Source organism: Rhizobium leguminosarum bv. trifolii WSM2297 (assembly GCF_000271845.1).
The window spans coordinates 630,109-652,345 of record NZ_JH719392.1 but is presented as its reverse complement, the minus strand read 5'-3'; the positions used below and the strand labels follow the sequence as shown (position 1 = coordinate 652,345).

Sequence of the window (22,237 nt, the reverse complement as noted above, 5' to 3'; positions counted from 1 at the left end):
GTCCTGCGCGTCCAAATCCGAGGAACATGGTAGTATTGGCGCGAGTTGTGGCCCGGCACTTAAACATGGCTCGGGTGTAATCCGGATCGGCATGCCACCACCGCGCGACTTCTGCGTCTCATAGCAGCGCGCATGCCCCAATCATAACTTTCGTCGGCTTGTCCACCAACGAGGTGCAACGCGCAGCCACAGTGTCGACTATCGGAGACGCGGGATCCTTCGCCGTAACATGACTCTTAAATCCGAGATAGTCGGTCCATAAATCCGAAACGGACGAGCTTGAAATCCGAATTAGACGGGAATAAATTCCGAATCGGACGGGGAGGGTGACCATTTGAGCCCCACGTGCCCGCATGATTTAATGACTCGAGGAAAAGCCGGAATGCTCTACCCCAGGGGTGCAACCGATAGGATCCGAATCGCCTTGAAGGACACCCCGGTGGTGTTGATCAACGGACCGCGCCAATGTGGAAAAACGACCTTGGCACGAACGCTGCTGCAGTCAGATCGACCGTACTTTACCTTCGACGACGAGACAACCTTGTTGTCCGCCAGGACAGATCCTGTCGGATTTATTCGCCAGATTGACACCGCAATACTCGACGAAGTTCAGCGGGTTCCCGAGATCCTGCGAGCGATCAAACTGGCAGTCGACGATGATCGCCGACCGGGTCGATTTCTATTAACTGGCTCGGCGAATATCCTTGCTTTGCCCACGGTATCGGACAGCCTTGCAGGCAGAATGGAAGTCGTTACCTTGCTTCCACTTGCCCAGGCGGAAATCCGAAACGGCACAACAAATTTTCTAGATACTGCATTCGCAGGTCAGGCAACCACCCCATCACAGCCGTTGACCGGAGATGCATTGATCGAGCTCTGCTTGTTTGGCGGCTATCCTGAAATGCTTTCCCGCTCAGACCCGAAGCGCCGTTCCGCCTGGGCCCGAGACTATATCCGCGCTATTGTCGAACGGGATGTGCGCGACATTGCTGATGTCGAGCGCCTGGATCAGATGCCGCAACTGATGCGTGGGCTTGCCCATCATTCCGGACAATTGCTCAACTTCACACAACTGGCTGGCCAAGTTGGTCTCGATGACAAAACCGCTCGCCGCTATATAGGCCTGTTTGAGCAGTTGTTTCTCGTCCGGCGTATAGAGCCTTGGTTCCGCAATCCTCTTAATCGCCTTGTGAAGACCCCGAAGCTCTTGTTTCTCGATAGCGGGCTTTTGGCGGCTTTGATTGGGATCACGGCAGATCGGGTCAGAGGAGAGCGCTCGCTCTTCGGGCCGATACTTGAGACCTTCGCCGTGAACGAAATCTTCAGGCTCTCGACTTGGAGCGCCGTTCAAACAAATATTCATCACTACCGCGACAAGGATCAGGACGAAGTCGATGTCATTCTCGAAGACGAGATGGGCAGCATTGCGGGATTTGAAATCAAGGCGTCGGCAACCGTGACACCGGCCGACTTCAAGGGGCTGAGAAAAGTCGCAGCCGCAACCGGAGTCGCCTTCAGAGCGGGCTGGGTGCTCTATGACGGCGACAAGGTTCTGCCGTTCGGGGACAGACTTGCTGCTGTGCCCCTCTCTTGTCTCTGGAGCGCATAATCACCCACCCGGCGATTTGCAGCCCACCCGTCCCAGCGAGATCATTTAACGAATAGCGCGCCACGCGAGCTACCCCGTAGAACCAGCCAGGCTTTCCATCACTCTTCGAGAACAGAATCGAAGATAAAAAAAAGCCCCGCTTGTTTGAACTGACCCCCGAAAGTTGGACACCCAACTTCGGGGGTCAGTTCAGGTTAGCGGGGCTAGTTTGTTCAGACGGAAAGGTGGCTGCGCCATAGCTGCTGGGGAGCGGACCAAAGCGCATCCTCGCGCCAAACGCGCCGCTGCGACAACAGTTCCACACAGTGAAATGTGTTTTGGGCAAATTTCTTTTTCGAGCGCCGCTGCTGAAGCGTCGCAATGACAATAACTGAAAGTTTTGCGAGATGCGGCCGAGTTGATCGATTCGGCCCTGTGGTCGAAGTCGCTCAGAATTTATATCTAAATTTATCTAATCCATTGGACGATGTCGCGATGGGTTCAAATCCTTTCAGGAGCTTCGATGCGCAGTTGCGGGTCGGCCGTTCGATTCTCATCAAGGCATGACAGTCACATTGCCTAAATTACAGATTTGGGCTCAAGGTCATCGTTCATTGGATCGGCTCGGAGATCATCGCGGCTTTTATTTCTGTTGTGGCATCCGACTCTTGTGGGCAGGGATGACGCGTCGCTCGAGCCACAGATACGCGGCGGCCGTCCAGGAGAATCCGAGGCCGCCGCAGCCTTCGCCGGTGACGGGGTCGAAATATTCGGCAAAACCTTCCGCTTCGATCGCCGCAATCGTCGATCTCCGCAGCTCTTCGGCGCTATCCGCGTGGCCATTGCGCTTCAGTCCATCGATCAGCAGCCAGTTGATGATCGCCCAGGCGGGTCCGCGCCAGTAGCGCTTCGGCTCCCAGCTCGCAATACCCGGCTTGGTGGTCGGAAAGGCGACCTTGAGGCTTTTGGACCAAGTCTTCATCTCATCGACCAATGCATCCGCGACCGGTTTTTCGAGGTCGACCGAGAGGAGCGGGATGAAGCCGGCTTGTGTTGCTGCCTCGATATCCTGGCCAGAAATGAGATCGCGCGAGACGAAGCGTGACAGGGCAGGGCGCCACTGGGCGAGAATCCCCTTCCGGGTCAACGCATTCAACGCTGCGATCTCGGCCGCGTCGTCTACCCGGCCAAACGCGCGGGCAAGGGCTTCCAAGTCTTCGCCGGCCTTGAGGAGGATCGCGGTCGTCTGGATCTCGGCGACCTTGAATGGCGCCTTTTCCCATTGCTTCGCCGGATCCCAGCCGCAGGCGGCATAGGTATCGACGAGATGGATGAAGCGGCGGTAATCCTCGTCGCGCGGGCGCATGTCGGCATCCACATGGCCGGTATCCTTGCGCTCGACAGGCGTATCGGTGGTGGTCGGTACGCGGGCGAGCGCGATGTCCCAGGCGGGAGAATTGTCGCTGCCGCTTTCCCAGGGATGCAACAGCGCGATGAGACCGGTGCCATCCGGATCGCGGGCGGAATACCACCAGCGATGCCATTTCAGCGCCGCCTGGTAGAGGGGCAGGGTGCGCGCCTCGGCATTCCTGCCTGCGGCTTCATGCAGCCTGCGCAGTGCGATCGCAAAGACTGGAGGCTGGGTTATGCCGGAGGTCGGGATCCGATGCTTCGTGCGCCAGACATACGGCCCCGGGAAATAGGTATCGCTTGGCGCGTGGAAGACGATATGCGGAATCATCCCGTCCGCCCACTGGCCCTCGACCAGCCGCTCGAGCTCGCGATAGGCGCGGTCTATATCGTAGAGCGCAAAGCCCATGGCGACGAAGGCCGAATCCCAGTTCCACTGGAAGGGGTAGAGGCGGTCGGTCGGCACGGTATAGCCGCCGCGATCGTTCGCGGCGAGGATGCGCTTCGCCTGGTCGATATGCACGTTCATTTCGGATACTCCGGTGTTCTTAGGCCAAAGCGGCCGGAAAGGACTTGCCGCTTTCGGGCGAAAGCCAGGTAATGCGCTTCTGGTCGAGCTTCAGGCCGATCGTGTCGCCGCTCTTTACGGTTTCCGAGGCCGGCAGGATGACGCGCACCGGCTGGTCGCGGATCGAGCCGGTCAAAAGCAGGTGCGATCCCATCGGTTCGGCAACGCGGACCCTCATTTCGAGGCCCTGTGGCAGCGGCGCGAGTTCGACGGCCTCGCCGCGCAGGCCAAGGATGATTTGATCGCCGGATTTCTGTGGCGCGGTAAGCTGTTCGGCGCCTGCCGCCACCTGACCGTTCGAAACCGGGACCTGGATGAAGTTCATCGGCGGGTTGCCGATGAAGCCGCCGACAAAACGTGTTGCCGGGTGATTGTAGATCTCGACCGGATGGCCGACCTGCTCGACGATGCCGCCATGCATGACGGCGATGCGGTCGGACAGACCCATGGCTTCCGTCTGGTCGTGGGTGACATAGATCGTCGTGGTTCCTGCTGCTTGCAGCACGGTCTTGAGCTCCGTGCGCATTTCGAGGCGAAGCAGCGCGTCGAGGTTTGAAAGCGGCTCGTCCATCAACAGAACCTTCGGTTCGACGGCAAGGGCACGGGCGACTGCCACGCGCTGGCGCTGGCCACCGGAAAGCTTGTTCGGGTAGCGGTCGAGATATTGCTCGATATGCAACAGGCCGGCGGCCTTCTCGACTTGCGCCTTCACGCGTGTGTCGTCGGCCTTCTGCATCCGCAGCCCGAAGGCGACATTCTCATAGACGGTCATATGCGGAAAGACCGCGTAGTTCTGGAAGACCATCGCAAGGCCGCGATCCTTGGGAGGCAAGCCGATCACCGACTTGTCGCCGATACCGACATCTCCCGATGTTGCAGTCTCGAGGCCCGCGATGATGCGCAGCAGCGTGGTCTTGCCGCAGCCGGACGGGCCGAGCAGCGAGACGAATTCGCCGTCGTTGATCGTCAGCGAGACCTCTTTCAGCGCCTGGAAGGCTCCGAAGCTCTTGCGGATGCGGTCGATGACAATATTGGCCATATCTCTGGTCCCGTTATTTGGAGGAAATGCCCCAGATCGCGAAGAGGTAACGTCTGACCGCGAAGATGAAGACAACCGAGGGAAGGATGAGCATCAGACCCCCGGCAAAGCGATAGTGCATCGGGCTTTCCGACAGCACCGTCAGCAGGTAGGCGGTCAGCGTGCGGTTGCGCACTGTCAGCACCGAGGCGGCAAAGACCTCGTTCCACGAGATGACAAAGGCAAAGACCGCGGTTGCGACAATGCCGGGAAGCGCCAAGGGCGCCACCACCTTGAAGAAGGCCTGGATGCGGGTGCAGCCGAATACCCAGGCGGCTTCCTCCAACTCCTTCGGCACGCCGAGGAAAATGCCCTGCGTGACGAGTGCGGCAAACGGCAGCGCCAGGACCGTATGGATGAGGCCGACGCCGAGGATCGTATCGTAGAGGCCGAGCCGGATGAAGGAGACTGTCAGCGGCAATGCCAGGATCGCCAGCGGAAAGGCGCGGGTCAGCAGCACCAGGAGCCGGTAGCTGTCCTTGCCGCGAAACTCGTAGCGGGCGAGCGCATAACCGGCAGGCGCGCCGAGCAGGATGGACAAGGCGACCGTGATACCTGCAGCACCGAGCGAATTGAGGAAGGACTGGACGACGCCTTCGGTCTTCAAAAAGAGAAGGAAGGGCTCGAGCGAAATGCCCGTGGGAAGGCCGGTCTTCGGCCAGATATAGACACCCTGGCGACCGCCGAGCGCGCCGAGCGCGACCAGATAGATCGGCACCAGAACCCAGGCGCAGAGCGCGACGATGCCGCTCCAGAGAAGCCAGCGGCGCGAGGAGACGAAGCCGGCAGCGCTGGGGATGTCCGTGGTCGTGCTGATGGTATCCGTGGTCATGGCAGGCGCTCCGGATCGACCTTCAAGGCTTTCAGATAGATGAGGGTGGCGGCAAGCGAAATGATCATGATCAGCACCGCATAGGCGGCAGCGACGCTGTAGTTCTGGTTCTGGTTCTGCCAATTGTAGGCCTCGCCGACGAGAACCGGGAAATTGCGTCCCCCGAGCGCATAGACCACCGCGAAGACCTCGAAGGCGAGCACGGTGCGCAGGATCAGCGCCGATTGCAGCGCCGGGCGGATCAGCGGCAGGGTGATGCGCCAGAAGCGTGTCCACGGACCTGCACCGAAGATTTCGGCAGCTTCTTTGAATTCCTTCGGAACCTGGTTGAGACCGGCGACGATGATGACCATGACGATAGCCGTGCCGCGCCAGATTTCGGCAACCGCAATCGCGATGAAGAGCGCGACCGGCGTCTGGTAGGAAAGCCAGCTTGCCTGCCTTCCGATGATACCGAGGCCGAAGAGCAGCGAATTCAGATAGCCGGTATTCTGCAGGATCGACAGCCAGACGAGACCGGCGGCGAGATCGGAGATGCCGAGCGGGATTGTCCAGATCCACAGGATCGTCTCGCGCCCGCGGCCGACCTTGGCGACCATTGTACCCATGGCAAGCGCAAGGGCGATCTGCACCGGCACGACCGCAATCGTCAGCAGGAAGGTGTTCTTCACCGAGCGCGTGAAATTGATGTCGGTTACCATGCGCTCGGCATTCGCTAGCGACGGCGCGCCATTGTCCGAAACCGCCAGCCAGATCGTCTGCGCCAGCGGCACGACAAACAGCAACGCCAGAAAGGCGACGGATGGCAGGATCAGCAGATAGGGAATCCAGGGTCGGCTATTGGTCATCGGCTTCCGCCTCGACGAGCAGAGGGTTGAAAGAGCGCCCGGGCATTTCGCCCGGACGCGTCCCGGGCGGATTTATTCGACCGGGCAGGGGCCGTCGCTCTTGGCATCAGGCGCCCAGCAGGCAGCTTTCGTGTCGGTCATCAGCTTGGCCATCGTGGCGCCCTGGGTCTTCAGCACGTCTGCAACAGGTTCGTTCTGCAGCACGATGCGCTGGAAGCTGTCCATGTAGACCTTGTTAAACTCACCGCCCTTGTCGCCGAGGCCGACCGGAAGCAGCGAGATGACAGCGTCCTTGGACGCCTGGGTGGCGGTGACAGCACCCGCGAGAAGGGCGACGCCGGCGTCGAGATCCGGCGGCAGCTTGACGTTCAGGGTCGGGAAGAAGCCGACCTTGGAGGCGGTCAGGAGCTGCGTGTCCGGCATGGAAAGGTGCTCGATGATCTTTTCTGCGCCGGCCTTGTCGGGCGCGCCCTTCGGAATGGCGAGACCAGCAACGACTGGCATGTAGCCACGACCCTTGGGGCCGGCAGGAGCGGGGAAGACCACATAATCATCCGGTGCGGCTGATATGGCATTCTTCAGCCGGGCGATGTGGTCCCAGGCCACCATGACTTCGCCGGCAGCGAGCGGCTCCTGCATGAAATCGTAGCTGGTGGAGTTCGGTGTCACATTGGCCCACAGCGTCTTCAACTTCTCCCAGCCGGCGGCCGCATCGGCACTCTGGAAGGTGCGCACGACACCGCCCGTGAAGGAGGGATAGAAATAGCCCTGGAAATAACGCGCCATCAGCCCCTTCGGGCCGGCCGGGAAACCGATCTGCGGCTGACCCGTCGCCTCCTGCATATTCTTGCCCCACTCGATCAACTGATCGTAGTTCAGCGCGTTCACGTCGGCGCCAGCCGGCAGGTATTGCAGCGCGTCCTTCTTGGCAGCCATCACATAGGTCGCCTGCATCCAGGGAATGTACTGCTGGGTCGGCTTGCCGAGCTTGCCAAGGTCGAGCAACGACTGCGGCATGCCGCTTGCTGCCAGCTTCTTGGCGAGATCGTCGAGCGGCTCGAGCGTGTCCTTGTCGGCAAGCGGCGAGAGCTCCCCATGCAGCGCACCGACGAGGCTGACGGTGCGCTTACCGGCTTGACGTTCGGCCTCCATGCGGACAGCAAACTGCGGCGGCTCCTCGACCACGTAATCAACCGAGCCGACATCCTTTAACAGCTCCTCGCGGACAACGGTCGCCTCTTCGATCGGACGAAGCTGGGTAGACACGAAAACCGTCTGGGCAAGCACAGGCGAGGCGAAGGCCAGCACGGTGGAAGCCAGAATTCCAAATGACATGATATGTTTCATCTTCTCCTCCTTCATTGTTCTTTGTTTGCACTTCTGTCTATGCCGCCTTTGCGGGACGGCGATGGCTGTCGCGATCGACGAACTCGATCGCGTGAAGCTCCTGGAGTTCTGCGGCAGGCTCCCCGGCGATGGCGCGCAGCAGCAGCGAGGCGAAGCTCGCGCCGAGGTTTTCACCGGTCATGCGCATGGTCGAGAGCGGCGGGCTGGTGAAGGCGCCCATTGGCAGGTCATCATGGCCGACAATGCTGATCTGGTTGCCGCCATCGACCTCGCGTAGCGCCCTCAGCGCCCCGATCGCCATTTCGTCCGTGGTACAGACGAGTGCGGTTGGACGCGATGGTTGGCGAAGAAGTTCAAGCGCCGCGAGATAACCGCCCTGTTCCAACGGCGCGCCTTCGGCACAGAGGTCGGTCGCTAGGCCGCATTCCTCCATCGCCGCCCGCCAGCCACGGCAGCGGTCATGTGCGAAGTAATATTCCTGCGGCCCGGCGATATGGCCGATACGGCGGTGGCCGGCGGCATGGAAGCGCAGCGTCGCGGCCCGGAAGCCGGCAAAGCCGTCGCCGTCGATATAAGGATGGGGCAGCAGGCTTTCCGTGCGGCCGTTCGTGACGAAGGGAATGCCGCGCGACTGCAGAAACTCGACGCGCTCGTCCTTCCGCTTGGTGCGGACGAGAAGCATGGCGTCGACGCGGCGGCCATCGACGAAGCGGCGGCAGATGTCGAGTTCGCTCTCGCCGCGCGGCACCGGCGCAATCACCAAGTTGAGGCCGGCAGCAGCAAGGTGTTCGGCACATCCGGACAACATATCGAGGAAATGCGGGGGGCCGATATGGCCAGGATCGCTCGGCAGCGTGACCGCAACGAGCTCGGCGCGCTGCCTGCGGAGGCGGCGAGCCGACGCATTCGGCCGGTAGCCGACCTTGTCGGCAGCCTCACGAACCCGTTCGCGCGTGGCGGCGGATACATCGGCATAACCGTCGAGCGCACGCGACACCGTGGTGATCGACAGTCCCAGCGATTGCGCGAGCTGTTTGAGATTGGCCAACATCTTCCTCCCGAAGTGAGGAAAAGATTCTCCAAAACGTTTTGGGAGTCAAGCCAAAACGTTTTGGATATGGCGGTCTATTATTTCCAGGGCCAGGATTTCGATGATTCCATCGCAGCCGGTAGACCTTAGGAGAATGAGGCGATCGGCGCGTGCAACGGTCTACCGACCGCGCCTTCGACAGCGATAGCTGTTCCTCATCCCGCCGTGCTGATGAAGCCAACTATCCCAGGACGCCGCTAGGACCAATCCAACAAATGTCGCCAGTTGTTAGGCTAGTGCGTCGTTGCTAACTTCCAAGAATTCCCAGAAGGACAAGCTACGCCGTCAAAGCGCGTAGTACCCTCCAGTGACTGGCGACGTGTTACGAAACCGCGACATCCATCAAGCCTGTCGTCAGTGTCAATCTGTTCGATAACTCCGGCGCTCCCGGTCGACGGATTTGCCCAGGCGAGAGCTTTCGTTCCGACAGTTCCGCGGCCGACCACATCTGCAATAACAGCTTGATCGCTGACTGGGACGGCCCCGGGTGAAACGGAGGGCGCAGAAGACACTTCGAGAGGTTCGGTGTGCGAACAGGCGGCGAGAAACGCCACGCACGGAATGATAACTATTCGTTTCATGCAGAAAATGATGGATCTGATGACGACTATTTCAACCCACGGCGCATCACTTTAGGCGAGGGCAGCTCAGATTCTAAAGAGGAAGCTGTTGGGGTTGGAGATTTACGTCTCATTTCGGGCTGATCTGGCCGAGCCTCTGCATCGCCTGAGCACACAGCGAATGATCTGAGGCGGTGAGGTCTGCATTCAACTCATCGCAGGATTGTACGAACCAATCGAGTCAGCTCGACAAGTAGTCTCCATTGGTTGCTCTGGCCGTCGAGCCGTCAACCACAATTCCCAGAAACTCGCCGGGCCGTACACCTGATCCTGCATGGTCCCGATTGTCTCGGGTGCGGGTACCCGGCCGGCTCAGCCAACGAGCTTCAATTTTCATGTGTGATACCATCCGCGCTCTGGCTGATCGCGATGAAGCGGCTCTTCACGATCTCGACACGACCGATGGGCCCGCGGATATTGCCTTCGAGGAAATCATCGAAATCTTGATGATCCAAGAGAGCCTCGAATCGCTCGGCAATGAAGGCACGGACATCGGCGTTTGCGGCGGCTACCTCCTCGGGAAGATTATCTCGCCCATCAACGATCAGAAGGACGTCCTCTGCATCTCGGCTCATGAACAGGTCGTCGTTGCCCCGGCCGGCAAAGGCTTCCAGTTTGGTGGCGAGGAATAGTGGCGGCGTCAAGACCAGTATGGTCAGCTCGTCGGAGAGCTGGAAGGCGGTCGCCGTCTCAATACCCTTCGCATACCAGCGATTGCTGAAGCCGAGGACCGATGGGTCGTCCGGCATGAAATCGACCTTGAGTTGGCCAAGTCGCATACGGCAGATCACTTCCTCGTCGGCCGCCTCCATAAAGCCCTTTTGGCGGAGCTCGTCCTGAAGGACAGCCCATGCGGAGGTCCCGTCAGATCGACGATAAGATCGATGTCGTCGGTGGCGCGTACGTCCTCAAGCGTTATGGGATCCGTTATGAACAATGCAGTCGTGCATCCGCCGACGAAAACCAGGCGCTCACGGAGGTCTTCGCCCAATGCAGATGCGACAGCCTTCAACATTTCGAGTAGTTGAGCGCTGATGGCAGTCATTTGCTCAAGATCCTTGACCTGAGATGGTCGGTTGCAAGACCGACCTCCCGCTGATTTCCAAGCCTGATCGCATCGACCAACGCCAGGTATTCATAGAGCCGATCATCCTTCAAGGCAGCGTCCGGAACACTTTTGAAAAGCGGATCGACTGACTGACCCATCTCCCGACCGCTGGCGAAGGGCCAGACATAATTGTAGGTTCCGCTCACGAGAAGCCCCTGAAGCATTGGCGCGGCGAAGGCCGTCGGGACGCCACGCTGCATCGAGCCCACCTGGGCGGGAAATACAAACCGCAGTCCGTTCGTGATAAAACCGAACAGGTTACGGCGGTGCGGTCTGATTTCGCTCTTGCTGTTGTGTTTGCGTGCGATGCCGGATGCGACGCTTCTTTTGATCGATTGTGCGATCTCCGTCTTGCTGATGCCGAGCAGGGCTTCCAGGTTGCGCACTGAGTAGGGATCGCCACCCACGGATTCGGCACGCAGCTCATCTGCACCCTTCGTGAGTTCTTGATCCTGCAGGCTGATCAACTTCAGCAGAACGACTACGTCTTGGCTCTTCATGTTTCCTGTCCTCTGTCCTAGGACTGAGGACACTAAGCACGAGTTACATCCTCGTGTCAAAGCCTTAGGTGGAGGCTCAGCAGTAGGACTAGCGTCCCCGCCACAATTTCCTACCTAGGGTTTTGAAATGGTACCTGCCGCTTCGGGGCGGGGAAGTCCCTGAATATAGGTGCTAACATCGGCCTAAATGATATCGGTCCGACTTCGGCTAACGGCCTGCGACGCATGCGTGAGCGACGGAGGTTGTTATAGCAACGTGACTATCGCCAGAGGCGCCTCGGTGTTAGGTCGTTTGGTTTGGCCACTCGCAGCCTCATCGATACGACAGGAGATCAATTGCGGTAATGCCTTTTTCAAATGCCAGCCATTGCGCCCAGCTCACCAGCCACAGGTGTACAGCAGTCTGGTGGCGGGCGCGAACGAGGCGAGGTCGCGTTCAGGGACCTGCGGCTTTTTGCGTAGCCGCAGGGCGCCTGCATCGCTGGACCGGACGGATTTGTGAAGCGCCCGGACCGTCAAGGCCTACGACAGCTTCCGGATGGTGCTGTAAATGATATTGCGGTTGGCGCCGAACCAGACCGCGCAATCAACCGTATTTGCCGGCGCACTGCTTCTGGCAATACGCCACATGTCGGCCTCGGACCGCTGGAGGAGCTCCCAGTTCATATAGGATTCCATGTATCCGTCATCGGCCATCTCATCGGAGAAGTTGGCAAATAGGAAGACGCCGCCCGGTTTCAGCATGTCCATGCAGATCTGGGTGAGTCGGATTGCGACTTTATCGGTGAGGTAATCGTACAGTCCTGCTGCGTAGATCAGATCGAAGGTGCCGAGCTGATGCTTTCGTCCGAGCAGGCCGCGCACGGATCCATCGATAGGCTCGACAGCCGTCCCATGGAATTGGCTTGAGATCGAGCCGATGCTTTGGGGATCCTGATCCAGGGCAACCCAGCGTTTAAGGCGGCCTTCTGCCAGTGCTGTCGATGCCTCCGCTTCGCGAAGGTGACCGGCGGCGATGGCCAGGACCTCGGTATCCCCACCCGTTCGCGCAGCGGTCTCATCGACGTAGCGGGTCAGGATGTCGCGACGTTCCCTGACGGCGACCGGGCCTGGAGCGTTTATCGTGTATTCGAAGATATCGAGGCCGAGATGGGTGGATCTGGCCACTTCTTCGGCCACCGCCGGATGTCCGTAAATAAAGTCTATGAGACTGGCATCACCGGAATAGCCTCGCGGTTTTTCAAAGGACCAGCGCGTGAACGGGCATTGCTGCAGAATCTTTGCCGAGGGGTGGGCCTGGATTAGCGGGATGAGCTTCTGCCACACGGCCGCGCCGCATTTTTGGCGGACGTCGTGGAGCTGACCAATCAGCCACCTGACGGCCTCAGGCAGGTCCTTGCCGGCGGCGAACCGCTGCATTGCAAGGCTGATGACAATTGCAAACTCGGCCTCCGCAGTGCGCAGCAGGCCTGTTTGGTGATCCTGGTTGGGTGAGAGGAAATTATTGCTGACGGACTGCGGGGTGATCAAGCTTTGGCCATCAAGGGAAAAGAGCGGCTGTGCCACGGAACCTCACTGGTAAATAACAACTTAAGAGTTAAGATAAAATCCTCACCATTCTCTTAACGTCAAGTCAAGGCCTGTGGCAGTGGTCGCCGCTGCACCACTTAATTTTAGAAAATATTAGTGAAGCCGAGAGATACACCGCCAGATTGGGCGCTATTTGACTGTTATCGGTTGATGTGGAGCTGGCGTGGGGCTATCCAACTTCAGTTTGCGGTCTGCGTAGGGCAACTGCTGCAAGATGTTGGGTGGCACGGGCATGATGCACATGTTAGCCGAGACCGCAGTCGCCACGATTGGGCCGACGCCGTCGCCAGAACAGTTGCGTCGCCTTTATAAGCAGAACAGCGAGAGCGGCCGAAAGTGCGCCACGCGCAGCGGCCTCTGGATCGCGGTGGCAGTTTACCTTGCCTATGCTTTCGCGGACTATCTTTTTATTAGCGATGTCGTCGGCTACACGGTCGCTGGCCGATTGGCGGTAAGCGTCAGCGCGCTAGGCATGCTGGAACTCTTGCTCTACCGCAATGCAAAAGCCGATACGGTCGACATGGCAGCGGCGGCGTCCGTGCTCGCAGCTTATCTTGTCTGGCTTCTCACCGCCCAGATGACCACGGTCAGGGACGCGTTCTCATACTATATGGTTTTTGGCGCGATCTTCATGATGAGCGTCAACCTGTTCTTCAGTTTCCGGTTTCCGCTTGCTCTTGCGGCCTCCGTCACGAACGTGCTCATCTTCGTCGGCGCCCTCTATCTGTTCGCGCCTATGTTGCTTCTCCACAAGCTGATCCTTGGTGCGTTCTGTATTTCCTGCTTTATTTTTACGTCTTACGTGAACCTTCAGCTCAACCGAGAGCGCTATAAAGTCTTCCTGAATGCTCTTGAAGCCAGTTTGCAGCAGGCGGCCGCCGACGAAAGGGGCGAGGCTCTTTTGCACCTCTCGAACACGGACTCGTTGACGGGCCTCGAAAATCGCCGGGCAATCGATCAACGCCTGCGTGATCATTGGCAAGGCTGGCGGGACCAGAGAGCGCCCTTTGCCGTCCTTCTTATCGATGTCGATTACTTCAAGCACTATAATGACTGTTATGGCCACCAGGAAGGTGACCGGTGCCTTGTCGCCGTATCCCAGCTTCTCCAGAGCGTGGCCTCGTCCTACGGCTCGATCATCGGGCGATATGGGGGCGAGGAATTCATCGTCATCACTCCCATGCAAAATACGGAAAGAGCGGCCGCGCTCGCAGAAACAATGTGTGCTGCCGTCCGCGCGCTGGCCTGGCCACACGAGCACAGGCGCGACGGAACCGCTGTCATCACCGTCAGTGTCGGTCTGTCCTATACGCGAGACCAGACAAAGCAGGTTGACAAGGTCATTCATGAAGCGGATCGCGCGCTTTATGCCGCCAAGGCAACGGGTCGCAACACCGTCGTGGTCTTCGATCCTGACGACCCGCAGAGCAGCGATGACAGCGAGGATATCGCCGCGACCCTGAAGATCGCGCTTGAACACGGCCTCGTCTCCCTCGTCTATCAGCCGATCCGCAACGTCCAGACCGGTAACGTGGACGGTGTTGAAGCTTTGATGCGTTTGAGGATGTTGGACGGAACGGCCGTATCGCCTGTTAAATTTATCCCGGTTGCGGAAAGAACAGGTTCGATCGTTAAACTCGGCCGGTGGGCAGTTCGCACTGTTTGCCGGGACATGTTGGCAACCGACCTGGTGCAAGTTGCCAGCGTCAACGTTTCGCCGATTGAACTTAAGACGCCGGGTTTCGCCAGCTATGTCGCAACAACACTGGCGGAATTCGATGTGGCGGGCGCTCGGCTCGCTTTCGAAATTACCGAAGGCGTGGAGCTGGAAATCGACCAGGACGTGGTTCGCTGCATCAGCGACCTGAGAGCGCTCGGCGCTCAAGTCTGGCTCGACGACTTTGGCACAGGGTTCGCGGGCCTCTCGTGGCTTCGGCTGATAGAATTCGACACCGTCAAGATCGATCGATCCTTCCTCCATGACACCAATACGGAGAGAGGCAAGAGGATGCTGCTCGACATCATCAGCCTGCTGCGCAATCGCGGCGTCAGGATCCTCGTTGAAGGCGTCGAGACGATCGAACACCAGCTGCTGATGCAGCAGTACGGAATCAACCAAATCCAGGGATATTACATTGGACGGCCCGCGCCGGCGGCTCGGCTTGAATCCGATAACGTGCTTCCGTTCAGCATGGCCAGGAACCTTGATTCGAAACGTCTTTCGCGGAACGGGCCATAGGTTCGGTTCCGGTCCAGGCGGCCGATTTCCAGGCATCTTTGAGATCTTCCTCCGCCAGACTATGGCAGCCGTCTGCAAGCAGTGTTGGTTTGCAGATCCGCCGAAGAATCGTGCGATGAAATTGCTGCTTTTCCCGTTTGCGCGGCGATGTGCTGTAAGCTCCGATGTGCTTCATTTTCCTCCAGCCAATGACGCCGGAGCCTTTTCTGCCGCTCCGCAGACCATCCAATTTCCTCCCTGCTTGCCAAAAAACCACAATTGCCTCACTTAGATCACACATCCACCCTCGGCATGAAGAATTGGATCAACGCTGCATGCGCATAGCTTACGTTTTTCTCGGTGCATTTCTTGCAATCGTACAGTCCGCCTCTGCTGAAGTCGCATCGCCGCCGGTTTTGGCGCCGCTGGAGCGGCAGGCGGAAGCCGCTCAGTTGAGCGCGCAATTTCTCTCGCGCTACAGCTACAAGCCCGTTCCGCTCGACGATGCTTTGTCGGCGCGGGTCATGGATGGGTTCATCAAGTCGCTTGATCCGGACCGCATGCTTTTCCTGCAGGCCGATATCGACAAGTTCACGTCCGAGCGCAGCGAGATCGACGATGCAATCGAGCGCAAGGACTTGAAGATCCCGTTTGCGATCTTCAACGCCTATGAACAGCGCGTCGTCGACCGCATGACCTACGCGCGCAGCCTGCTGAAGCAGGACTTCGATTTCAGTGGGCAGGAAACTTACTCGGTGCTGCGCGACAAAGCGCCCTGGCCGCAGTCGCAAGCCGAGAGCGATGAGCTGTGGCGCAAGCGCGTCAAGAGCGATTGGCTGCGGTTGAAGCTCGGCGGCAAAGCCGATGCGGCTATTCGCGAAACACTCGACAAACGGTATGAGAACACGCTGGAGCGCGCCTACAAATTCAAGAGCGACGACGTTTTCCAGTCGTTCATGGACGCCTATTCAAACGCGATCGATCCGCACACGGATTATTTCGGCGCCGCCGCCTCAGCCGATTTTGATGTGTCGATGAAGCTCTCGCTGTTTGGCATCGGTGCGGTGCTGCAGGAGCGCGACGATTATACGACGATCCGTGAGTTGGTGCCCGGCGGGCCGGCGCAGCTCTCCGGCAAGCTTGCGGTCGGAGACCGCATTACCGGCGTCGGTCAGGGCAAGAACGGACCGATCAAGGAAGTGGTAGGCACGCGCCTTGATGAAGTCGTGCAGATGATCCGCGGGAAAAAAGGCTCCGTCGTGCGCCTCGACATCCTGCCGGCCGATGCTGGCGCCGATGCCACGCATCGCGTCGTCAGCCTGGTGCGCGATAAGATCAGTCTGGAAAAGCAGGCTGCCAGGAAGACTGTTCTGTCGGTCAAGTCGGGTGACACCGAGCGCAAGATCGGGATCATTACCCTGCCGGTCTTCTATGAGGATTTTGAAGCCAAGGGCAAAGGCGACAATGATTACAAAAGCGCCAGCCGTGATGTCGCCAAGCTCCTCGGCGAGCTGAAGCAGGAAAACGTCGACAGCGTTCTCATGGACCTGCGCAACAATGGCGGCGGTTCCTTGGACGAGGCGATCGATTTGACCGGCCTCTTCATCGGCAAGGGCCCGGTCGTTCAGCAGCGTCGCAGCGACGGCAAGATCGAGGTCAAAAGCTCGGATCTTGCAGAGCCTGTCTGGGCAGGCCCGATGGGTGTGCTGATCAATCGCGGCTCTGCCTCGGCTTCGGAGATTTTTGCCGCAGCGATCCAGGATTACGGCCGCGGCGTGATCGTCGGCGAACCCAGCTTCGGCAAGGGCACGGTTCAGACGGTCGTCGATCTCGATCAGATGGTTCACAACAGCAAACCCGAATATGGCGAGCTGAAAGTGACGATTGCCCAGTTTTTCCGGGTCAATGGCGGCACGACACAGCTGCGCGGCGTAACCCCCGACATCAACCTGCCCGGACTGTCCGATCTGGAGAGCTTCGGCGAGACCAGCTATGACAATGCCCTGCCATGGGCGGAGATTAAGCCGGCGAAGTATACGCCCGAAGGCAATGTCCCGGCGTTGCTGCCAGCATTGCAAAGCCGCCATGACGCGCGGGTGAAGGGCGATCCGGATTTCCAGCGTCTGGTGAAGGACATTGCCGACCTGAAGGCGCAGCGCGAGAAAGGCATTGTTTCCCTGAATGAAGCCGAACGCCGCAAGGAAGCGGGGGCGCGCGAGAAGCGGTTCAAGGATCGGGCGCAGGCAAGTGATGGCGACAATCCGTCTGGAGATGATGGCCTGGAGTCGGGCGAACGCAGCCTGAGCGCCGACATCGCGCTTGAAAACGCCCGCAAGAACGCAAAGGACGTCCTGCTCGATGAGGCCGCCGCCATTCTTGCAGACGAGGTGGGTCTGCATGACGGCGACCTGAATGCAGCCACGAAACCGGGAAAGACGGACGGGAAATAGGCGTACCGGCTGGGTGGGAAATGCTGGTGCCTGCGATTTCCGCTGACACCAGCGCCTTCTATGAGGCGGTCGGCTTCCCGCCCTCGCCATCCGATCCCATGATGCTGATGGTCGGTTTACATGATCTCAATGGCGCCCTGAGCTCGTGATCACGCTTGTTCACGTCGCTCGGCGCATGTCCGGGCCTCGAGAGCAGGCGGGGCGATAACGATCAACCGTTGGCGATTTTCTGGACGATGCTGACGTCGAAGTAATCACGCCATGCGACGATGCGATCGCCGTCCAGCTCGAAAATGCCCATCACCTTGGCCGCTGCGATCTCGCTGCCGTCAGCGCGCACAAAACGGTCCAGGCGTTCGGTCAGCACGCGAGACCCGTCCGCAGCGATGGCAAGCATGTCGAAATGGACCGTGGCAATGGGCGTCGATTTCTCCAGCGCCTCGATCATGGCAATGGCTTCCTCGATGCCGGTGGTGGAGGAAACGCCCTCATTGATCCAAATCGTCTTGGATGTGAACCACCGCGGGATGGCCACTCTGCCGTGATCTTCCGGATACGCGGCAAAAAAGGCGGCAATGGTCTCGATTGGCGTGGGCATGGTTGCGTCCTTTATGTCTGGAGCGACTGGAAGAGCTCCGGCGGCCAGCTCTCGCAGTGCGCTAAGAACTGTCGCCTCCGGCAAGCCCGCCATTCAGTCAGCCGATGAGTATTGCGAGGAGATGCTGCGCGCGGCCCTAGAGCATCTGCCCGCCTGAGATGTCGAAGGTCGTGCCGTTCGCCCAGCCCATGTCGTCGGACAGGATCGCGGCAACGGCGCCGCCGATATCGTCCGGCAGCCCGACGCGACCGAGCGCGATGCCCTGTGCGACATACGCATTGACATCATCATTGTCGCGCACCGCCCCGCCACCGAAATCGGTCGCGATGGCGCCGGGGGCGATGGCGTTCACCCGGATCTTGCGCGCACCAAGCTCGACCGCCATGAACCGCGTCAGAACCTCGACCGCCGCCTTCATGGCTGCATAGAGGCTGTATCCCGGCATGGTGAAGCGCACGAAGCCGGACGAGACGTTGAGGATGCGGCCGCCGTCACCGATCAGCGGCAGAAGCTTTTGAGTGAGGAAGATCGGTCCGCGCAGATGCGTCGTCACCAGCGAGTCGAACTGCTCCTCGGTCGCGTCGACGAAGTTTGAAAAGATGCCATTGCCGGCGTTGTTGACGAGAAAGTCGAACCGTTCACGGCCGAAATCGGTCCTCAGCGTATCGCTCAGCGCCTCGGCAAACGCCTGAAAGCTCGAGCTATCCGTGACGTCGAGCGCCAGCATCGCAGCCTTTCCGCCCTGTGCCTCGAGCTCCTGCTTCAGCGCCTCGGCCTCTGCAGCACCGCTGCGGTACGTGCCGATGATGTGGACACCGCGCTTGGCGAGGTGAAGGGCCATGTTGCGGCCGAGTCCGCGGCTGGCGCCGGTAATGAGTGCGATCTGGTTGGTCATTGTCTGCCTTTGCGGGATTGTCGCGCCTTCGGGCGCTCTCTTGATATCGTCAAGATAGATGATGGTGCGTGCGCAAACCCGCCCGATAGGCTCAATCTTTTGCCCGATTGTCTCAACCGCTTGGCCTGACGGCGAAGCGGTGGCATAAGTGGATCATGACCCATGACCTTACGCCGCATCTCGACATTGCCTTGCGCCACGCGCCACCTGGGTCGACTGTCACGTCGATTCCGCGCGTGGAGATCGGCGTTGGGCAAGCTTCCAGCGGCAAGGCACCGTGCCTGTACCGCTCGATGATCTGCTTCATCCTGCAGGGGTCAAAGCGCGTCGCAATCAACGACAATCTGCTGAGCTACGATAGCGCCCAATATCTCATCAGCGCCCTCGACCTGCCGTTGACCGGTGAGATTCTGGATGCCCCTTCGGGGCAACCCTATGTCGCGGTATCACTCGTGCTGGACCCGGCCATACTGGCCGAACTGGCGGCGACCATGCCCCCGGTGCGCGAGAACGATCCAAAGGGTATCGGCATCGCGATCAACCCGATGACCGCTCCGCTGCGCGACACGTTGCTTCGCCTGTTGTCGCTGCTCGACACGCCGGCCGATATCCCGGTTCTCGCGCCGATGATCGAACGGGAATTGCTCTATCGTCTCCTGCAAGGTCCGCAGGGACGGCTGTTGCGTCAGATTGCCCAACCCGAGGGCGCGCTGGGTCGCATCCGGCGCGCCGCTGGCTGGATCAGGGACAATTACAACACCCGACTGCGCATCGAGGCCTTATGCGATGCAAGCGGCATGAGCCGCGCCAGCCTGCATCGCCACTTCCTGGCAATGACCGGCCTCAGCCCCCTTCAATATCAAAAACAACTTCGGTTGCAGGAGGCGCGCCAGTTGTTGCTTGCCGGCGAACATAGCGCCTCCGACGTGGCGTTCGCCGTCGGCTATGAAAGCGCGTCACAATTCAGCCGGGAGTATTTTCGGCAATTCGGCGCGCCGCCGGCGCGGGATGCTCGTCAGATACGGCGCAAAATTGGTGCGGCCGCGTAAGCGCTTCCCCCCGCAGTTTAGGATCCGAGGCGAGCCGGCTTGTACCCGAGGGGGCGGTCGCGCTGCACAAGCGTGCGGCCAACGCGGGCGAAAACAAAGTGCTATTGCAAGCGGAGGCGTACCCGGCAAAGACCGCTTCGGGTGCCGTGGAAGGTAATTAGCCATTCACCGCTGTCAGATCGCAACGATGTCTGCGAAAAAACTTCTTGGCGCGCGCCATCACCGTAGTCTCCTACGGCCCCACGGAGGAGATCCCGCGCTGGGTCATGTCCTCCGCCGCCTCCCGGACGGTACCTGCTCGCGTCATCGTGACATGGCACTCATATCAACCGCCACGTCATAAGTGTTAGCTAGAAACCTACGCCTATCGGGCCACTCCCGCCGTTATAAGTTTCTGCCAAAACCTTATAACGGAGGTGAAAACCCTGCTTAATCCGCGACGCAGGACTGCGGCTGCTTGATGCCGCAGAAATCCTTCCCATCCGCGGCATGCTCGTGCATTCGGTTCCGATGACGCGCCTTCTGTGATGTGGTCGACTTCCCACCCTCGCCATCCGATCCATGACGCTGATGGTCGGTTGCACGACTAAATAGCGCCCTGGATGACGCCGGATGGCAGACGCCGGCTTGTGCCACGTTCCCGCGGCGTTTAGATCGCCGGGCTAAAATCAGCTGCCAGCACCGCATCCTTCAGCGCCCGAGAATACTCATGCTGCGGATCATCCAGCACCGCCCGTGCGCGCCCCCGTTCAACGATCTCACCTTTGCGCATGATGATGATGTTGTCGCTGACATAATAGGCCGTCGCCAGATCATGGGTGATGTAGATGATCGAAAGGCCGAGCTCGTTTTTCAGGCGGCCAAAGAGGTTGACGATCGCCATGCGCAGCGAGGCGTCGACCATCGAGACCGGTTCGTCGGCGACCAGCAGGCGAGGTTGCGGGATCAGCGCGCGGGCGATGGCGACGCGCTGCAACTGGCCGCCGGAGAGTTCGTGGGGAAAGCGGCCCTTCACCTCTTCCAGCGTCAGGCCGACGTGATGGAGGGCGGCGTCGGCCATCTTCTCCGCCTGCTGCCGGTCCGGCCGTTTTCCCCCGGCCGAGAAATTGCGGGCGGTCTCGAAGAGATAGCGGTCGACCCGCTTCAGTGGATTGAAGGCTTCGAAGGGGTTCTGCAGAACCGGCTGCACCTCTTTCATGAAGGCGGTGCGTTCGGCTCTGTTGTGGATGGCGACGGTCTTGCCGGCAAATTGCAGCTCGCCTTCCGTCGGTTCGGTCTGACCGAGGATCATCGCCGCCACCGTCGATTTGCCCGAGCCGGATTCGCCGACGATCGAAAGAATCTCCGGCTCCTCGCCGAGTTCGAAGCTGACATCCTTCACCGCGGTGATCAGCCGCCGGCCGAGCAGGCCGCCCTGGCGGTAGACCTTGGTGACATGCGAGAGGCGAAGCAGAGCACTCAAACCGGATCTCCCGTAACCGCAAAACACGCCACTCGCCGTCCAGGCTCGACGGTGACGAGCGGCGGAACCTTCTGTGAGCAGATCTCCATCCGTTTGGGACAGCGCGGATGAAACCGGCAGCCTTCCGGCGGCATGGCAAGGTTCGGCGGCCTCCCCTCCAGCGAGGGCCTGGTTGTGGGATCGCCGATCCTCGGCAGGCTGCCGACGAGGTGCTGCGTATAGGGATGGAGCGGCATGCTGAAGAGCTTGGCGGTCGGCGCTTCCTCCACCAGCCGCCCGGCATAGACGATGCCGATGCGGTCGGAGACCGTCGCGTGCACGCCCATGTCATGGGTGACGAACAGGAAGGACGAACCCATCTCGCGTTGGATTTCGCGGATCATATTAAGCACATCGCGCTGAACGATCACGTCGAGCGCGGTCGTCGGTTCGTCGGCGATGATGAATTCCGGGGTCAGGATGGTGGCCAGAGCAATGGTCATGCGCTGGCGCATGCCGCCTGACAGTTCGTGCGGATAGGCGTCGAGCAGATGCGGATCGAGCTTCAGCCGCTGCAGATGGGTGGCGACCTTTTCGAAGAAGACCTGTTTGCTCACCTGCATATGACGGAAGGCGAAATCGGTGAAGGAATGGCGGATCCGGCGCACCGGATTGAGCACGTTCATCGACCCCTGCATGATATAGGAGAGATGGCGCCAGCGCAGCGCCATGCGCTCCTCCGGCTTCATCGCGTAGATATCCTGGGTGCCGCCGGCGAAATGGAATTTCACGCTGCCCGATACGACCCGCAGCGGCGGCCGGATGGCGCCGGCGATGGTTTTGATCAGGGTCGTCTTTCCGCTGCTCGATTCCCCGGCAACGCCATAGACCTCGCCGCGGCCGATCGTCAGGCTGATATCGTCGACGGCGCGCACTTCGCGATCGACGCCAAAAAGGAAGGCGCGGTAATAGGCTTTCAGGTTCTCGATTTCGACCAAATTCTCCAT

19 protein-coding genes are annotated in these 22,237 nt (G+C 59.8%); 5 read left to right on the top strand and 14 right to left on the bottom strand.

Annotated elements, in window-relative coordinates; translation table 11 throughout:
- The first annotated feature begins 382 nt into the window (after positions 1-382).
- Positions 383-1,609, top strand: a complete 1,227-nt coding sequence (locus tag RLEG4DRAFT_RS59035; RefSeq protein WP_003574587.1) for an ATP-binding protein — start codon at positions 383-385, stop codon at positions 1,607-1,609.
- 622 nt (positions 1,610-2,231) lie between these two features.
- Here the strand turns inward: RLEG4DRAFT_RS59035 and RLEG4DRAFT_RS59030 are convergent.
- The 10 genes from RLEG4DRAFT_RS59030 to RLEG4DRAFT_RS58985 all read right to left on the bottom strand — a co-directional run bounded on the left by RLEG4DRAFT_RS59030 (position 2,232) and on the right by RLEG4DRAFT_RS58985 (position 12,555).
- Entirely contained in the window at positions 2,232-3,527 is a 1,296-nt protein-coding gene (locus RLEG4DRAFT_RS59030; RefSeq protein ID WP_003574589.1) for an MGH1-like glycoside hydrolase domain-containing protein, read from the bottom strand.
- Positions 3,528-3,546: 19 nt separating this feature from the next.
- Positions 3,547-4,605: an ABC transporter ATP-binding protein gene (locus tag RLEG4DRAFT_RS59025; RefSeq protein WP_003574591.1), complete on the bottom strand. Its 1,059-nt coding sequence runs from the start codon at positions 4,603-4,605 to the stop codon at positions 3,547-3,549.
- Between the two features lie 13 nt (positions 4,606-4,618).
- Positions 4,619-5,476: a carbohydrate ABC transporter permease gene (locus RLEG4DRAFT_RS59020; RefSeq protein ID WP_003574593.1), complete on the bottom strand. Its 858-nt coding sequence runs from the start codon at positions 5,474-5,476 to the stop codon at positions 4,619-4,621.
- Entirely contained in the window at positions 5,473-6,324 is an 852-nt protein-coding gene (locus tag RLEG4DRAFT_RS59015) for a carbohydrate ABC transporter permease (protein ID WP_003574595.1), read from the bottom strand. Before RLEG4DRAFT_RS59015 ends, RLEG4DRAFT_RS59020 begins: the two co-directional genes overlap by 4 nt.
- 72 nt (positions 6,325-6,396) lie before the next feature.
- Positions 6,397-7,671 (bottom strand): ABC transporter substrate-binding protein, encoded by a 1,275-nt coding sequence (locus tag RLEG4DRAFT_RS59010; RefSeq protein WP_003574598.1) that lies wholly within the window; start codon positions 7,669-7,671, stop codon positions 6,397-6,399.
- Between the two features lie 37 nt (positions 7,672-7,708).
- Positions 7,709-8,719: a LacI family DNA-binding transcriptional regulator gene (locus RLEG4DRAFT_RS59005; protein ID WP_037093132.1), complete on the bottom strand. Its 1,011-nt coding sequence runs from the start codon at positions 8,717-8,719 to the stop codon at positions 7,709-7,711.
- Positions 8,720-8,994: 275 nt separating this feature from the next.
- The gene (locus tag RLEG4DRAFT_RS59000) at positions 8,995-9,342 is read right to left on the bottom strand and encodes an RT0821/Lpp0805 family surface protein (RefSeq protein WP_085061865.1); all 348 of its coding nucleotides are present in this window, start codon (positions 9,340-9,342) and stop codon (positions 8,995-8,997) included.
- 365 nt (positions 9,343-9,707) lie between these two features.
- Complete coding sequence (locus RLEG4DRAFT_RS58995; RefSeq protein WP_348529928.1) at positions 9,708-10,193, bottom strand: hypothetical protein; 486 nt, start codon at positions 10,191-10,193, stop codon at positions 9,708-9,710.
- A 229-nt stretch (positions 10,194-10,422) separates the two neighbouring features.
- On the bottom strand, positions 10,423-10,989 hold the full coding sequence (locus RLEG4DRAFT_RS58990; protein WP_003574603.1) for a hypothetical protein: 567 nt from the start codon (positions 10,987-10,989) through the stop codon (positions 10,423-10,425).
- 522 nt (positions 10,990-11,511) lie between these two features.
- The gene (locus RLEG4DRAFT_RS58985; RefSeq protein ID WP_003574605.1) at positions 11,512-12,555 is read right to left on the bottom strand and encodes a class I SAM-dependent methyltransferase; all 1,044 of its coding nucleotides are present in this window, start codon (positions 12,553-12,555) and stop codon (positions 11,512-11,514) included.
- Positions 12,556-12,814: 259 nt separating this feature from the next.
- Here RLEG4DRAFT_RS58985 and RLEG4DRAFT_RS58980 point away from each other — a divergent pair, with 259 nt between their 5' ends.
- The 3 genes from RLEG4DRAFT_RS58980 to RLEG4DRAFT_RS58970 all read left to right on the top strand — a co-directional run bounded on the left by RLEG4DRAFT_RS58980 (position 12,815) and on the right by RLEG4DRAFT_RS58970 (position 17,396).
- Entirely contained in the window at positions 12,815-14,818 is a 2,004-nt protein-coding gene (locus RLEG4DRAFT_RS58980; protein WP_051040874.1) for a putative bifunctional diguanylate cyclase/phosphodiesterase, read from the top strand.
- A 314-nt stretch (positions 14,819-15,132) separates the two neighbouring features.
- Entirely contained in the window at positions 15,133-17,247 is a 2,115-nt protein-coding gene (locus RLEG4DRAFT_RS58975) for a carboxy terminal-processing peptidase (RefSeq protein ID WP_003574608.1), read from the top strand.
- A 26-nt stretch (positions 17,248-17,273) separates the two neighbouring features.
- Complete coding sequence (locus tag RLEG4DRAFT_RS58970) at positions 17,274-17,396, top strand: hypothetical protein (protein ID WP_280803005.1); 123 nt, start codon at positions 17,274-17,276, stop codon at positions 17,394-17,396.
- Positions 17,397-17,458: 62 nt separating this feature from the next.
- Here RLEG4DRAFT_RS58970 and RLEG4DRAFT_RS58965 read toward each other — a convergent pair whose 3' ends face one another.
- Entirely contained in the window at positions 17,459-17,938 is a 480-nt protein-coding gene (locus tag RLEG4DRAFT_RS58965; RefSeq protein WP_245277923.1) for a limonene-1,2-epoxide hydrolase family protein, read from the bottom strand.
- A gap of 43 nt (positions 17,939-17,981) precedes the next feature.
- Entirely contained in the window at positions 17,982-18,740 is a 759-nt protein-coding gene (locus RLEG4DRAFT_RS58960; protein ID WP_003574610.1) for an SDR family NAD(P)-dependent oxidoreductase, read from the bottom strand.
- A gap of 155 nt (positions 18,741-18,895) precedes the next feature.
- Between RLEG4DRAFT_RS58960 and RLEG4DRAFT_RS58955 the strand changes: the two genes are divergently transcribed.
- On the top strand, positions 18,896-19,789 hold the full coding sequence (locus RLEG4DRAFT_RS58955) for an AraC family transcriptional regulator (protein ID WP_003574611.1): 894 nt from the start codon (positions 18,896-18,898) through the stop codon (positions 19,787-19,789).
- A 649-nt stretch (positions 19,790-20,438) separates the two neighbouring features.
- Here RLEG4DRAFT_RS58955 and RLEG4DRAFT_RS58950 read toward each other — a convergent pair.
- Complete coding sequence (locus RLEG4DRAFT_RS58950) at positions 20,439-21,251, bottom strand: ABC transporter ATP-binding protein (protein ID WP_003574612.1); 813 nt, start codon at positions 21,249-21,251, stop codon at positions 20,439-20,441.
- Positions 21,248-22,237 (bottom strand): ABC transporter ATP-binding protein, encoded by a 990-nt coding sequence (locus RLEG4DRAFT_RS58945; protein ID WP_003574613.1) that lies wholly within the window; start codon positions 22,235-22,237, stop codon positions 21,248-21,250. The genes RLEG4DRAFT_RS58950 and RLEG4DRAFT_RS58945 overlap by 4 nt, the downstream gene beginning before the upstream one ends.